At 61.3% G+C, this 14,332-nt stretch carries 10 protein-coding genes and 1 pseudogene; 5 read left to right on the top strand and 6 right to left on the bottom strand.

All coding sequences use genetic code 11. The annotated features are described in order from the left end of the window. Positions 1 to 54: 54 nt before the first annotated feature. The 4 genes from IPF76_RS19660 to IPF76_RS19645 form a co-directional block, all read right to left on the bottom strand. Positions 55 to 966, bottom strand: coding sequence for a zincin-like metallopeptidase domain-containing protein (locus IPF76_RS19660; protein ID WP_066213788.1), 912 nt, complete (start codon positions 964 to 966; stop codon positions 55 to 57). 119 nt (positions 967 to 1,085) lie between these two features. Then, on the bottom strand, positions 1,086 to 1,313 hold the full coding sequence (locus IPF76_RS19655; RefSeq protein WP_066213784.1) for a hypothetical protein: 228 nt from the start codon (positions 1,311 to 1,313) through the stop codon (positions 1,086 to 1,088). Between the two features lie 73 nt (positions 1,314 to 1,386). After that, a complete protein-coding gene (locus tag IPF76_RS19650; RefSeq protein ID WP_293847337.1) occupies positions 1,387 to 3,066 on the bottom strand; it encodes an ATP-binding protein in 1,680 nt (559 codons plus the stop codon). A 107-nt stretch (positions 3,067 to 3,173) separates the two neighbouring features. Continuing rightward, positions 3,174 to 5,258, bottom strand: coding sequence for a ParB/RepB/Spo0J family partition protein (locus IPF76_RS19645; protein WP_231729299.1), 2,085 nt, complete (start codon positions 5,256 to 5,258; stop codon positions 3,174 to 3,176). Between the two features lie 353 nt (positions 5,259 to 5,611). Between IPF76_RS19645 and IPF76_RS19640 the strand changes: the two genes are divergently transcribed. Together IPF76_RS19640 and IPF76_RS19635 are read left to right on the top strand one after the other, a co-directional pair. After that, positions 5,612 to 6,607: a hypothetical protein gene (locus tag IPF76_RS19640; protein WP_292949485.1), complete on the top strand. Its 996-nt coding sequence runs from the start codon at positions 5,612 to 5,614 to the stop codon at positions 6,605 to 6,607. Further along, positions 6,601 to 7,356: a hypothetical protein gene (locus tag IPF76_RS19635; protein ID WP_066213774.1), complete on the top strand. Its 756-nt coding sequence runs from the start codon at positions 6,601 to 6,603 to the stop codon at positions 7,354 to 7,356. Before IPF76_RS19640 ends, IPF76_RS19635 begins: the two co-directional genes overlap by 7 nt. A 180-nt stretch (positions 7,357 to 7,536) precedes the next feature. Here the strand turns inward: IPF76_RS19635 and IPF76_RS19630 are convergent, their stop codons facing one another. Beyond that, positions 7,537 to 7,983, bottom strand: a complete 447-nt coding sequence (locus tag IPF76_RS19630; RefSeq protein ID WP_066213771.1) for a MarR family transcriptional regulator — start codon at positions 7,981 to 7,983, stop codon at positions 7,537 to 7,539. A gap of 91 nt (positions 7,984 to 8,074) precedes the next feature. Here IPF76_RS19630 and IPF76_RS19625 point away from each other — a divergent pair, with 91 nt between their 5' ends. The 3 genes from IPF76_RS19625 to IPF76_RS19615 all read left to right on the top strand — a co-directional run bounded on the left by IPF76_RS19625 (position 8,075) and on the right by IPF76_RS19615 (position 13,969). After that, positions 8,075 to 9,247, top strand: coding sequence for an efflux RND transporter periplasmic adaptor subunit (locus IPF76_RS19625; RefSeq protein ID WP_082739431.1), 1,173 nt, complete (start codon positions 8,075 to 8,077; stop codon positions 9,245 to 9,247). Next, complete coding sequence (locus tag IPF76_RS19620) at positions 9,234 to 12,380, top strand: efflux RND transporter permease subunit (RefSeq protein ID WP_082739430.1); 3,147 nt, start codon at positions 9,234 to 9,236, stop codon at positions 12,378 to 12,380. Before IPF76_RS19625 ends, IPF76_RS19620 begins: the two co-directional genes overlap by 14 nt. 125 nt (positions 12,381 to 12,505) lie before the next feature. Further along, positions 12,506 to 13,969 carry a TolC family outer membrane protein gene (locus tag IPF76_RS19615; protein WP_066213818.1) on the top strand — a complete coding sequence of 488 codons (1,464 nt, stop codon included), beginning with the start codon at positions 12,506 to 12,508 and terminating at the stop codon, positions 13,967 to 13,969. Positions 13,970 to 13,993: 24 nt separating this feature from the next. Here IPF76_RS19615 and IPF76_RS19610 read toward each other — a convergent pair. Continuing rightward, positions 13,994 to 14,302, bottom strand: a pseudogene (locus tag IPF76_RS19610) (transposase); the annotation flags it as partial. Positions 14,303 to 14,332 lie beyond the last annotated feature (30 nt).

Raw genomic sequence — 14,332 nt, 5'->3', positions numbered from 1 at the left:
CTTCGTCCCCCCTCCCCTCACCCTCGGAATCCGCGTCAGCGGGTACGCTCGTGTTCAGGCCGCCTCGCGCACCGACTCGATGAGCGCCGGATCGAACTGGCGTAGCCACTTGACCGCCTGTTCGGCCTTGGCCGCAGCGTGAAGGATCGCGGTTTTGTCGGCGCGCAGAATTTTGGCCCAATGGTGAATGTAGGAAGCGTGGCTGTCGTGGAGTTCATTCGGCAGCCCGTATTCGGCGCACAGAATCGACTGCGCCAGCCCGGCGAGCAGCTCCTCCGCCGCGTATGCGTCGTCCCCGAAGCGCTTGCCGAACTGACGATCGAGACGCGAGCCATGGCCCGTGGCGTGGGTCAGCTCATGGCACCTCGTCGAGAAATACGCCTCGATCGAATGGAACGCATGGGGATCCGGCAACGTGACCGTGTCGGTGCTTGGGGTGTAATGCGCACTGCTGCCGCCGTGGACCACCTTGATGGGGATGGCGTCGAGAAACGCGCGGACATTGGCGGAGAGTTCGCCGATCGCCCGAGGATCGGGCGGCTCGGGATAATAGTGGGTGGGCAGGCCATCGATTTGCGAAGCGTTGAAGACGTGGTTCCACTTCATGAAGCGGATCGTCTTTTCGGTGGTTTCCCCGGTGAGCTGGTCAGTGTCGGACTTGCGCGCCGTGTTGTAGTAGACGCTGAACGAGCCGCTTTCGCCTTTGCGGACCTGACCGCCAAGCTCGCTGGCCTGCCGGTACGTCATCCAGAAAGGGCTGGTGTAGCCCGTGGTATCGGCGACGGCCCACAGGAAGAAGCTGTTGATCCCGGTATAGGGGATGCCCTGATGTCGCAGCGGCCTGGTGCTGGACGCCGACCAGGGTTTGAGCCAGGGGGCTGTGCCCTGCTCGATCTTCTCGAGGATCAGGTCGGTAATGGTCTGGGCGACGTCGGGGCGCGCTATCACTGGCCGGGTGCGGCTCATGGGAAATCTCCGAGGGCGGCCGGTGCAGGCCGCTCCCGCACCTTCAAACCGTCACCCGAACCCCCACCCCCTCTTCCACTCTCGGCGTTTCGGCAGGCATGCCGGTCCATTCGCCCGCCTCAAGTTTCCTCGAACGCCGTCGACAGCGTGTCGTAATGAATGCCGATACGGACAAGGTCCGCGTATGACAGGTCGGTATGGTCGTCTTCATCGGCGGGATGACTTTCCCATGCTTCCCAGAGCCTGAGAGTCTTGCCGTCGGGCAGGATGATCGCGGTCCCGGTGGCATTGAGCCGCGAGCCCTCGGTCACGTCGATCGTGCCGGTCAGTTGGTAGTTGAACTTCATGGCAGTTGCTCCCCGAAGTGTGGGATACCAACCACGGCTGCGACCTGGGCGGCGTCAGGTTCAGGCGCGCCCGTCATTGGGGCTTCGCATCTTTCGCGGGGCCAAGTTCAAGGCTGGTATTCTCGTGGGACCAGCTGAGCTGAAGCGTACGCCCGTGCGGGATGCGCCAGGCAACGCGGTCGGCGAACGCCATCCGGATGCCCGCGATGATGGCCGCGTCCTCGCCTTCGAGAATGGCATGGGCGCGCACCGCTGCGTCATGGCGGAACCGGGTTTCCTGCGTATCGTAGCTGTCGGCGTCGGAATCGTCCGATGGCGAAAAGATGGCATCGATGATCAGTTCGGTGAGATCGCCGGGATCGATACTGGCGGTGCGGGTCAAGGCGATCCGCGCCTCGTCGGCGTCAGACCAGCAGTTCTCGCCTTCCTGGATTGCAAAATCGGACAGCAGATTGAGGCGCTTGTCATGCTGATCGGTCAATTCGATCGTGATGACATCGGGCCGGAAGGTCACCGCATCAGTCTCGCAAGCTGTCTCGGATCCGTCGTGCTGACGATGGGTAACGCCAGTCTGGGCGTAGCAGGACAGCGCAACGTACCAACTGTAGCCCTGATACTGCGGCACGGCCGCGAAGAAGGTGATGTCGGCGGGCGCAATGAGCCGGTTGGAATCGATGGAGCGGTCATCGCCGTGCGAGAATGCGATGGCACGGCCGAAAGTCACGGAATCGCAGGCGTCTCCGTCATCATAAATGGCTGCCGTCGGATCAATTTCGGCATAGGGCGCGATTTCATGGTAACTGTCGCGCGCGCAGTGTCCTTGCCAGGAGGGTAATTGCCTTGCTGCTTCGGGTAGCCCGCAACCGGCAAGCCGCGCGGCAAGCCAGTCCTTGTGGGCAAGGCGATGGAACGGTTCTTTGCTGATCGCAGAGTAAATCGCATCGGTGGCAATCTCCATGAGCCGATCGAGCGCGGGGTTGCGGTAGATTTCCTTGCGGGCCGGAAGGACAAGAACGAGCTCGGGCGCGTCGATGATATCGACCTTTACGCGCCATAGCGTGTGGTGGACTTCCTTGATGCTCGGCAGCTTGTGCCTGAGCGTCAGCCCGTGAAAATTGATCGTGGGCACATGATCGAGATTGACGTTTTTGTAGACCCCGATGCGGTAGCCTTCGCGCTCGAGGACGGCATGCGCGCCTTTGAGAAAATCAACGCGCGGCAGTGGCTCGTCGTTGTAGGTCACCTGCAGCGGAAAATGCAACGCAGCGGCTTTGACTGCTCGGTCGAGGTGCCCATCCCTGATGGCGTCGAAGGTGAAGGAGATCGTTGTTCCGCGCGGACCCTGCCAGGGCAGGACATCGATGTCGGCCTCACCCGTCCAGGCCGGTCCGGTAATCGCCAGCGAGAACGACGCTGTGGCGCTGGCCGAACTGACGACAGTGTCGCGCCCGGCCAAACTGAAAAAGCCCATCCCGGCAGGGTCCTCGCGGGCACGACACTCATCCGACCAGTCCGACTGGCCAAGCGAAACGAGATTGGCCGGATCGTCGATCCCCGCCCCGTCATCGCTGACGGTAATCACGCAAGCATCTTCGAGATGCAGCGCCGAAATGGCGACCATGCTCGCGCCAGCACGGCGGGCGTTCTGCAGCAGTTCGTTGAAAATATCGTCGAGCGATCCGTTGAAAATGCGGGTGACTTTGGAGATCGCCTCGGGCGAGACCCGGGCGCGCAATTTGGTGGCGGTATTCATGGGGGCGGAGCCTTCAAATGAGTAAATGGGGGCCGCCGCGCATCACAATCAGGATGCGCGGCGGCCAGTTTGCCCGGAAAATCAGGTGGTGCAGTCAGGCGAGGCGGTCAGGCGTCGAGCAATTCGGGCTCATCGACGGCGTCATTGGACAGTTCGTCCTCGCCGACATGCTCTGGAGCCCCTTCGCCGGAGGGTTCGTCAGAGACTTCAACCACGGCCGCGTTCTTCGGCTCGACCCCACCTTCCCTTGCAGCCTCCCCGGTCGCGATGACGCGGAACCGCATATGATCGGGAACCCATGCAAGCGCGGCTTCCTTGACCTCAGGCGCCACGATGGTCTCGCCCGCGAACAGTCGTTCGCAGGAGGCCGAGAGGTCGCCCTTCTTCGAGCCCATGAAACTCGCCGCCATGGTCGGACCGCCAACTTCGTTGATGTGCGCGAGCAGCGTCTGCTTGCTGACCCGGTCGAAGTAATTGGCCGCGGTCGGCCGCCAGTGGCTTGCCGCGTTGATCGCCATCAGGCTCGCCAGATGATCGTGGAGATCGATGGGTTCCGCGCCGGACTGGCCGGGCTTGCGCGGCGCACCCATGCTGGCTTCGAGACTGCGCGCGGCGCAGTAGGAGAGCCAGCTCGCCTTGGCATCGTCGTCGAGCGCGCTGAAGGCGGTGAAGCGATCGACGGTGCGGTCGTGTTCGGTCCAGCTGGTGTCGAGCGTTTCGCGCATATCGGCCATCAGCATGTGCGCCGGGGATTCCGGGTAGTTTGCCAGATAGAGCGAAGGCGAAGGAGCCCGGATCGTGGTGCCATGCGCCTGCGCGCCGTACGTATGGCCCGCATCGGCAATCGCGAAGATCATGTAGTCGAGCGCGATCGCCGGGTTCGAAGCGAGATTGATCGCGAGGATATCGCGGCGCTGCACCGCCAGTTCGTCGACCAGCTTTTGCGACAGCGGTTTTGGCTTGTTGTCGTCAACTGGTTCGCCATTGCCTTCCGCGCCGCCCGGACCCGCCGCCTTGCGCCGTTGCATCGGCTTGTCGCTGTAGAGGCCACTGTCGATCACCGGTGTGCCATCGGCATTGATAGTGATGAAACAGCCGACATTGGGCTTGAGTTCGTCCGGTATCACAGGCGGCTTGTCGTGGATCGCGTCATAGGCTGCAGTTGCGGCGTCCCAACGTGCCTGGAAGTCGGTTGCGCCAACTTCGTCGTCCTCGTCGATATTCTCGCCTTCGGCTTCGAGCGCCGAGATGGTTTCCAGCAAGTGATCTGCCTGGGCCTGTTCTTCGTCCGAGAGCGGCGCTGGATCGAGGTGAACCTGGTGGAGTTCTTCGCTGGCGCTGTAAGGCACGCGGGTTTCAAGGACGGGACGGACCCAAGCGTAGCCGCTACCCGCAGCGACATCAGCGGCGAAGGTCTGCAGCTTCTCGCCCGCGATGCGCTGGGCGATCTCGGGATCGATCCAGGTCTCGCTGGCGTCGTCGGTGAACAGGTCGCGTTCGATGCGGCCGCCAGCCGCGAGGTATTCTGCCTCGGTCGCGAGGCGGGCGATCGGCGAATTGGATTTGATCGCACTGTTGGTGATCATGCGGCGAATGGAGTCGGGCTGGTTGCCCTGCCAGCTGTTCGACAGCTCGTTCCACACCAGCATCTGGCGCTCACGGTTCGGGCTTGTCGCGTAGGCCTTGGCAACGTCCAGCGTGATCTTGCCTTCCTCGAGCGCGGTGAAGATCGGATCGGCCAAATCTGCGAGCCGCATACGGCCCTCGATGAACCGCCGTGTCCGGCCAAAGCGCTTTGCGATCGCGTCGAGATCGCTGCCTTCGCCCACGAAGTGCTTGTAGGCGCGGATTTCATCGGTCGGGGTCATGTCGAGACGAATGATGTTCTCGATCAACGACAGTTCGGACTGCTCAGCGGCATCGATGTCGAGCACCCTGCAGGGCACCTCGTAACCCTTGTCGATCTTGCCGCCCGCGAGAAGAAAATTGAACGCGCGCAGGCGGCGGCCACCGGCTGTAACGTCGAACATCCCCTTTTTCTTGGCAGGGACAACGATCAGGTTCTGCAGCAGGCCCTTGGCCTCGATGCTGGCGGCGAATTCCTCGATAAAGAGGTTGCTGTCGTTCTTGCGGACATTGGCTTCGGAAAGCCGCAGCTTGCCGAGTGGGATCATCTGGATATCGTTCATCATGGTTCTCCTGAGACCGGAATGGCCGAGCCCATCGGCTCAACCCCTTCCAGCCCCCCTCCCCTCACGGTTTCAGGATTTCCCTGGTCTTGGAACGGCAACGTCGGACGCCTAATGGCGCGGTGTGCCAATGCGGCTTGTTCGGACGGTGAGGCATAAATGCCGGATTTATACCTCACGCGGAGGGCGCATCTGCACCGACTGCGCCGGCCTGCATGCGGAGAATTTGGGTTCCGGGCCGCTGTATCGTGAGCTATTTTTTGTATGGCGCCCGCCAATCTAACATCACAATAGACTTTTAACAGTAGTAATGTTAGATAGGCCTTGTGATGTTAGAACGAGTCCCTGAAGCGCGGTTGGAAGCGCTCGCCGAGGCTGCGGAAGCGTATGTCGATGACACGTTCGGAGAGCGGCTTGGCCTCGTGCCGGTCGCACCCACCAATCTGCCTCATTTCATCATTGACCGCTACGCGATCTGGCAAGGTTCGCTGAATGGCCGCACGCTGCTGCTCATGGCCATCAAGGAGATCCTGCCGCCGGGATCAGGGGCCACGGCGCAGTATTTGAAGCACCGCGACCTGGTTCAGCGCGAACTCGGGGCCGACCTGGTGCTCTTGCTACTCGACCGTGCCCCGAACGCGATCCGCCGTCAGATGGTGGATCGCAAAATCGGCTTCATCGCATCGGGCGCGCAGCTTTATGTCCCCGAGGCGTTCCTGGATTTGCGGGAGCGCGCGCCGGCATTCGCGATTGCCAGCGCCGCGTCGATCAGCCCCACCACGCAATTCCTGCTGCTTGCAATCATGCAGGGCCGCGGCCTGGGCGATCTAAACCTCACCGAACTTGCGGACGATCTCGGCGTATCGATCATGAGCATCAGCCGGACCCTGGATGAGCTAGAGGCGCTCCAGCTGGCAAAGGCTCACCATGTCGGTCGGCAGCGCCGTCTGCACATGCTGCTTCGTGGCCAAAAACTATGGGAAGCTGTTCAGGCGCAGCTCCAATCGCCGGTTCGCAAGGTTCGGGTCGTCTACGCACAGGACGGGGAGAAGATCGGACCGCTTGCCGGGACAAGTGCGCTTGCCCGCTACACCATGCTGGCCCCTCCCCGGACCGAAACAAGAGCCATTCTTGCGGCGAGTTGGAAGAGCCTTGCAGTGGCAGATACGCTGAGGCCTGCCACGGCCTTCGATGACGAGCGCATCGAGGTTCAGACGTGGACCTACGATCCGCGGATTCTCGCAAGGAATGGCGTTATCGACCCCCTCTCGCTGTACCTCAGCGTCAGGGGGAGTCCGGACGAACGCGTTGCACAAGCGGCGGAAGAATTATTGGAGCCATTTGAATGGTGATCGGGGTCGATCGCTTTCGGGCGCACTTTGCGGGCCACGAGCATCAATACGTGTTGATCGGCGGGGCTGCCTGCGAACTGATCATGGACGAGGTCGGCCTCGACTTTCGTGCTACCAAGGATTTGGACATCGTCCTGGTTGTCGAAGCGCTGGACAGCGCCTTCACCGAGCGTTTCTGGGCCTTTGTCGAAGAAGGCGGTTACGAGGTCAGGGAGCGCAGCGAGGGAGCGAAGGTTCTGTACCGCTTCCAGAAGCCTAAGGCGGGGGATTTTCCCGCAATGCTCGAGCTGTTCTCGCGCGCGCGCGAGGGACTGAAGCTTTCGGAGGATGCCCACCTGACGCCGCTCCCAATCGACAAGGCAGCCGCCAGCTTGTCGGCAATCCTACTTGATGAGAGCTACTACGATTTTCTCAAGTCGATGGTCCGCGAAGTCGGCGGCATCCCCGTGCTTGGCGAGGCGGCAATCATCCCGTTCAAGGCACGCGCTTGGCTCGATCTTACCCGCCAGCGCGAAGAAGGAGGCAATGTCGATGAGAAGAACATCCGCAAGCACCGCAATGACGTGGCACGGCTGCTGCAGCTGCTGAGCCAGGAGGCCCGTTATGAATTGCCCAGCTCCGTCGCTGACGACATGCGGTCGTTTGTGGAGCAGGCAACGGCCGAGGCCGATTATGACCCCAGGCAGTTCAAGGTGAACATGACGCGAGACGACGTCGCCACAAGGCTGCGTGCTGCCTACCAGTTGTGAGCAATGAGGTTCTGCAGAGCCGAAGCCCACTCGGGTGTCAGACCCGCCCCCCTATCTCGAACATTCGAAGTGAGGATGGAACTCACCGACAACTGCCATCCGTTCACCAGCCATTCTGACAGCAGCTTCCCTCCCGATCCAAGACGTCTGCGCGCCCGAGTTCTGACGACGGACAGCGTGTCATGATCGACGAAGGTTAGCTGCCAGCATTTCAAGTGTCTTACGGAATTCGTTGATGCGGTCATCAGGCATATCCCGGAGCAATTCGGTATATGTTGCATCGGCTTCGAGACGCAGCCTGGGCAGCAAATCCCGGGCCTTGGGCGTGGCATGAACAAGCTGCAAGCGCCGATCCTTTGAAGAGCGCATCCGTTGGACCAAACCGTTCTCCTCCATCTTGTCCAGAGCAAGGCCAATCGTCATGCGTTCGAGTTCGAGGCACCGCGCCAATTCGGTCTGCGACATCCCGGGATCACGCAGCAGGTAAGCGAGGATACGCCATTGGGTGCGACTGAGGCCATGCGCATGCGTGCGTTCGTCGAACTTTCGACGCAACGATCTCGGCACTTCTTCCAGCAGGAAGGCGAGTTCGTCGAGTGGAGTGGGAAAGGTTTCGTCCGCCTTCATTTTGCAAGCGCCTTATGAGCCACCATCACGGTCCCGCAAAGCATTATTAAAGCGCTTTACGATAATCCCTCTTACAGTCTATGCAGCGTCCATGCATCCCACTGCCATTAAACTCAATCCCAGACAAAAAGGATTGCCACGTCAAGCGGCGGTGGCCGCGCTGCTTCTTCTCTCCCTTGCCGGCTGTGGCTCGCAATCTGGTGATGCGGAAAAAACCGCAGCCGCCTCGGGACAAGGCGCAACCGAAGTCGAAACAGTGATCGTCGAGCGGTCGAACTTGTCCCAACCGGTTCAAGGGCGAGGAACGATCGCGGCATTCCAGCGCAGCAACCTCGGAGCGCTTGTCCAGGGGCCTGTCGATCGAATCTTCGTCCGCGTTGGAGACAGAGTCGCCAAGGGCGCACCTCTGTTTCGCACGAGGCAGGCGGACTACCAGCGCAGGCTGAACGAGGCTCTCGCCGCGGTGAGGCTCGCCCGGGCAGAAGCGCAGCAGGCCGAACGCACCAATGAGAGGGTTCAGGCGCTGAAGCCGCGCGGCTTCGTATCGCTATCGCGCGTCGACGAAGCTGAGACGGCGGTCGCAGTTGCCAAGGCTCGCGTTTCTCAAGCCGAGGCCGTGGCCGCGACTGCACAGCAAGCGCTCAATGACACCATTGTGCGAGCGCCCTACGACGCCGTGGTGACGAGCCGCAATGTCGATGAGGGTGTCTACCTCAGCACCTTTGGAGTGGGTGGACAATCGTCAATTCTGGAAATTCAGGAAGTCGCTTTCGTCGCGGCGATCGTCAGCTTTCCTCAAGACAAGCTCGGGCAAGTCCAGCGGAACCAGCCCGCACACCTGTTCATCGAGGGCTTCGCCAAGCCGTTCGAAAGCTACGTAGCGGTCATCAATGATCGAGTGGATGCCCAGGCGCGGACCGTCGAGGTCAGATTGCCGCTGCGCAATCCCACTTATGAGGTGAAGCCCGGACTTTCGGTGCGCGCCGAAATCTCGGCACCGCCGACACCAGCGCTGATCTTGCCTCGCCGCGCCATCGCCGGAGACAGCGCCGCGCCCTTCGCTTTCGCGGTCGCCAATAGCAGCGTCCGCAAGGTCGCGGTTCGCATCCGGTCGATCGATTTCGACCGGGTGGAAATCCTGTCGGGCCTCAATGCGGGGCAGCGGGTCGTACTCAATCCCCCGTCGATGTTGCATGACGGGATGAAGGTGAAGGAAAGACGGGCAGTGCCCGCGAAAACTGGTTCAGACAATGTGGCTCGTTGACGTTTCGATCCGGCGACCGGTCTTTGCCACAATGATGATCAGCTCGTTGGTGGTCATGGGATTCGTGGCCTTTCGAGGTCTGGGCGTCGATCTCTTCCCGAAGATCGAATTCCCATATGTTTCAGTGCAGACCACGCAGCCGGGGGCTGCCCCCTCGAGCATCGAAACCGAAGTGACAGACAAGATCGAGGAGGCGGTCAATTCGATTTCGGGGATCCGCCAGCTCCGGTCGGTCAGCGCGGACGGGCTGTCGCAGGTCAACATTGAGTTTGAGCTCAATGAAGATCCCGATGTGAAGGCGCAGGAGGTGCGCGACAAGATTTCCGGAATTGTCGCCGATCTGCCTGACGATGCGGATGCGCCCATAGTTGAACGGCTCGATCCTGACGCGGCACCTGTCGTTTCGGTGATGATTGCCGGCGAGCAGCCCGTCGCGGAACTGACTCGCTTTGCCGATGAAGTAGTCAAGGAACGGCTGCAGCGCATCTCCGGAGTCGGCTCGGTCACCCTGGTTGGCGGTCGCGACCGGGAAATGCGAATCTGGCTCGATCCATCGAAGCTGAAGGCGGTTGGCCTGAGCGCGCCCGATGTCCTCAGGTCGGTCCGGAACGAAAACGCCCAATTGCCCGGCGGGCGGTTGGAAACCGAAGCGCGACAACGCGAATTCGGTGTGCGCACGCTTGCCGAGGCCCGCACCGCCGAAGAGTTCAAGCAGATGATGCTCGCCCATCGCGAAGGCGGGCGCAGCACCCGGCTCGACGATATTGCCCGGGTCGAGGATTCCGTGACCGACGAACGAAGCTACGCACAACTCAACGGCGTCGTCGGTGTTGCGCTCGAAGTGCGGCGCCAATCCGGGCGCAACACCATCGAGGTGGCCAAGGCCGTCATGGCCGAAGTCGCTGAGCTCCAGCAGAACGCGCCACAAGGCATGCGTCTGGTCGTAGCCCGCGACATCTCGCGCTTCATCGAATCCTCGATCGATGACGTACTGTTCGATCTGGTATTGGCCGTAATCCTCGTTATCGGAATCACCTTTTTCTTTCTGCTGTCCTGGCGAGCGACTGTCATTGTCGGACTGGCGATCCCGACCTCGATCATGGCGACTTTCTTCATTTTTGGGGTGGCCGATTTCACCGTCAATATCATGACGATGCTTGCCCTGACGGTCGCCGTCGGGTTGCTGGTCGACGACGCCATTGTTGTAGTTGAGGCGGTCGAGCGCGACATCGAGGCCGGCCTGAGCCCGCCTGAGGCGGCCGCTTCTGCCACCCGGCGAGTGGCGCTTGCGGTTCTGGCAGGCACATTTGCTACGTTGGCGGTATTCGTCCCGATCTCGGTGATGGAAGGTATTGTTGGACAATTCCTGATCCAATACGGGCTGACCATTGTCTTCTCGGTCTCGGTATCGTTGCTCGTTGCGCTTACGCTCACACCGATGCTGGCATCGCGTTTCATGCGGCTCGAACATCGTGACCACGGCTGGCTTGGGCGGATCGAAAACTTTCATCGGCGCATGGCGGAACGCTACGCTGAGCTTGTCGCCTGGACTTTCAGTCACACAAAGCTCGTCATTCTTGCTGCGGCAGGGAGCCTGGTGATTGGCGGTATTTTTGCCTCAATGGTCCCATCGACCTTCCTTGGCGAAGCGGACCGCAGCGAGTATCTCGCAACGGTTAAGCTGCCTTTGGGCACTGGCATCGCCACTGCCCGCGATGCGGCTCTGCGCGCTGATGCGGCCCTGCGCAGAGACGATCAGATCAAACTGGTCTTCATCACGGCTGGCGCCGGCATAAGAGGGCGCACAAATCTTCTCGAATTCTACGTCGAGACGACACCCAAACGTGGTCGGTCCGTATCGCAAGGCGAACTCATGAACCGCGCACGTACGACACTCACCAAAACCTTTCCCGAGGCGGTTGAAATTTCGATCAACGAAGTGCCTTGGGTGTCGGGCGGCGGGGTCGCCATGAATCCGATAGAACTGGTGGTCAGCGGCAGCGACATCAACCGGATCGCCCAATATGCCGCGACGCTGGAAGAGCAGTTCCGCGCCGATCCATTATTCACCGACATTCGCTCGACATATGAGGGCGGCCGGCCCGAGGTCCAGGTGAGGTTGGATCGGGCCCGAGCAACCGATCTTGGCGTTGCTGCGCGCGAAGTCGCGAGTGCCACGCAGATCATGCTGGGCGGAGTCGAGGCCGGGACATTTGAGGTAGGTGGCAGGCGCTACGATGTGCGGGTTCGTATGGAGGAAGACCTTCGCCAGTCGCTTTTCGATCTTGGCCAATTACCGGTTCGTTCCGCAAGTGGGGCACTGGCAGACATGGCTTCAGTCGCAGACATCGGCGTGGAATCCGGGCCTACGCAGATCGACCGGCTCAACCGTGCGCGTCAGGTCACCATCATCCTCAATCTCCCACCCGGAACCGCGCTGGGCGATGCGGACGCGCGCGCCGACGAGATCGTCGCGGACTTCCCGCCGCCTGCCGGAATGACTATCCAGAAAGAGGGCATGGCGCGCCGACTGGGCGACACGTCGTCGGCAATCATAGCCGCCTTTGTCCTCGCTTTGATCGCGCTCTACATAGTGCTCGCCAGCCAGTTCGATCGCTTTGCTCAGCCTTTGCTGATCATGCTGACCGCGCCGCTGTCCTTTTCGGGGGCGTTTTTTGCCATGTGGGCGGCCGGGCAGCAAATGAGTCTCTTTGCCCAGATCGGTCTGCTGGCCCTGATGGGTATCGTCATGAAGAACGGCATCCTCCTCATCGACCGTGCCAATCAGTTGCGCGAAGAGGGACGTGGGGCACACGAAGCCATGTTACAGGCTGCGCCAGAACGTCTCCGTCCGGTACTGATGACCGCGATGGCTGCCGTCTTCGGGATGATTCCGGTCGCCCTTTCCCAATCAGACGGAGCGGAGTGGCGCAATCCCATGGGCTTCATCATCATCGGTGGCCTGACGACATCGACCTTGCTGACGTTGGTGGTGATCCCGGCAATCTACGTGGCCGTGGCGGGCGTCGGAAGCAAGTTGGCCGGAATTTTCGGAAACAGGGGCCGGTTGATCGACGTCGTTCCAGAACAAACTCCAGATTCAACGTCTCCTCACAAACCGCGGCTGCCATGAAGCAAAAGCGCACCGGCGTGCTGATTGGCCCGGCACTGACTGAAAAATACGGCTGGAAAGAGGGCGACCGGGTGCCGCTGAAGTCGCTGCTCTCGGCCAATCGCGATCGCGCTACGGGCAACCTGATGTTGAGACAGTACTCATCGTTGAAGCCCGCCCTGCTGGCAGGACTTGTTGCCGCATTGCCTGCGCCGTTGCTGGCCGACGATCTGCGCGATGCGCTAAACGCGGCCTATGCCACCAACCCGTCGCTGCAAGGCGCGCGGGCCCAGCAGCGAGCGACAGACGAAACCGTGCCGATTGCCCGCGCCGCCGGTCTGCCCTCGCTGCAGGGCGCATCAAGCTACACCGAATTTCTCAAGAACAGCGCCAACAATTTTACCTCGCCCGACCGCGCTTTCGATTCCTCCTTACAGCTTAGCGTGCCGGTCTATTCGGGCGGCGGCGTGAAGAATTCGGTGCTCGCAGCAGAAACGCGGGTGAAGGCAGGGCAAGCCGATCTGCGCGGTGCGGAGTCTGGTATATTCAGCCGAGTTGTCGCCAGCTACATGGACGTGATCCTTGCCGAAGCCGTCGTGGGCCTCAATCGCAACAATGTCGAAGTCCTCACAGTCAACCTGCGGGCAACGCGTGACCGTTTCGAGATCGGCGATCTGACCCGCACCGATGTGGCCCAGTCGCAGGCTCGGCTGGCGCTCGCTCAGGGCGATCTGCGCTCTGCACAGTCCAGCCTGATTGCCGCGCGCGAGTTCTATCTGTCCATAGTTGGCAAGCCTCCCGTGGCGCTGCAACCGCCGCCACCGCTGGCCGGTCTTCCGGACACGCCGGCTGAGGCCACCCAAATCGCGCTCGACAACAACCCAGACCTGATCGCAGCGCGTCAGCGCAGCACTGCTGCTGGTTTCGATGTGAAAGCGGTGAGTGCATCGCGCCTGCCACGGATTAGTGTGTTCACCGGACTTGGCTATACCGACTATCTTGGCACGCTCGGTGGCACAGCAGCCGGCACCGGTGCCTTTACCCAGAGCCAGACGACAGCACAGGCAGGCATTCGCGCGTCCATCCCCATGTTCCAGGGCGGGCTTCCCGCAGCCCAGCGCCGTCAGGCACAGGCGCGGGAGAACGCGACGATGGAGCAAGAGATCGCCATTGAGCGTGAGGTCATCGCCACCGTCCGCGCTGCCTTTGCCTCTTGGCAGGCTACCGACGAGATCATCGCGTCGAGCCAAAGCGCAGTCGATGCTGCAACTCTCAGCCTTGAAGGGGTGCGCGCCGAAAACAGCGTCGGCAACCGCACCATTCTGGATATTCTCGATGCCGAGCGTGAGTTGCTTCAAGCCCAGACCCGCCTCGTCACTGCGCGGCGCAATGCCTATGTCGCGGGATTCTCGCTGCTCTCAGCGATGGGCATGGCCGAGGCACGCGACCTCGGCCTCGATGGTGGCCCGCTGTATGATCCCGATGTCAACTACCAGCGCGTGCGCGGCAAGGTGTTCGACTGGGACAGTGACCCGGCACCCGTCGCCAAATCCACGCGAACGGTTGACTCGGCACCGCAAGACGGGGCACCGTCTGACGTGCCGGAGTGAACGACGGCACTGGCTGAATATTCGCTAATTATTTTCAGTTTGCGTTGTTTGGAGGCCCCCATTTGGGAGGGATCCCTCCGACTCTAGTCGGATACTGGCTTCAGCCCTAGTATTGCGTGATAGCCTGTAACCTTGGGAAAGTGGACCATACGTCCTTAAGGTGGTTCCCTCGGCAGCCTTGGCATCGACGGCGCGGTAAATGCCCTTCAGCGCGGTCACCAGCGGCTTGCGGTCTTTCCATGAGAGGAAGTCCGTCGAGTTCCGGAGCAGATGGACGATGCAGGTCTGGACCATGGCCTCGGCGAAAACGGCGGTGATCGCCTCGGGCGATCCGTGCCTTGGAAAACTTCGTCCTCATCATCG

It is taken from the genome of Sphingopyxis sp., from assembly GCF_016704835.1.
Classification (GTDB): domain Bacteria; phylum Pseudomonadota; class Alphaproteobacteria; order Sphingomonadales; family Sphingomonadaceae; genus Sphingopyxis.
The sequence above is the reverse complement of the archived record's forward strand: the minus strand, read 5'-3'. Positions and strand labels throughout refer to the sequence as shown.

Bases quoted from the DNA above. Each gene is read 5' to 3' on its own strand.
- IPF76_RS19660 (WP_066213788.1), bottom strand. From the start codon at position 966: ATGAGCCGCACCCGGCCAGTGATAGCGCGCCCCGACGTCGCCCAGACC.
- IPF76_RS19655 (WP_066213784.1), bottom strand. From the start codon at position 1,313: ATGAAGTTCAACTACCAACTGACCGGCACGATCGACGTGACCGAGGGC.
- IPF76_RS19650 (WP_293847337.1), bottom strand. From the start codon at position 3,066: ATGAATACCGCCACCAAATTGCGCGCCCGGGTCTCGCCCGAGGCGATC.
- IPF76_RS19645 (WP_231729299.1), bottom strand. From the start codon at position 5,258: ATGATGAACGATATCCAGATGATCCCACTCGGCAAGCTGCGGCTTTCC.
- IPF76_RS19635 (WP_066213774.1), top strand. From the start codon at position 6,601: ATGGTGATCGGGGTCGATCGCTTTCGGGCGCACTTTGCGGGCCACGAG.
- IPF76_RS19630 (WP_066213771.1), bottom strand. From the start codon at position 7,983: ATGAAGGCGGACGAAACCTTTCCCACTCCACTCGACGAACTCGCCTTC.
- IPF76_RS19625 (WP_082739431.1), top strand. From the start codon at position 8,075: ATGCATCCCACTGCCATTAAACTCAATCCCAGACAAAAAGGATTGCCA.
- IPF76_RS19620 (WP_082739430.1), top strand. From the start codon at position 9,234: ATGTGGCTCGTTGACGTTTCGATCCGGCGACCGGTCTTTGCCACAATG.
- IPF76_RS19615 (WP_066213818.1), top strand. From the start codon at position 12,506: ATGTTGAGACAGTACTCATCGTTGAAGCCCGCCCTGCTGGCAGGACTT.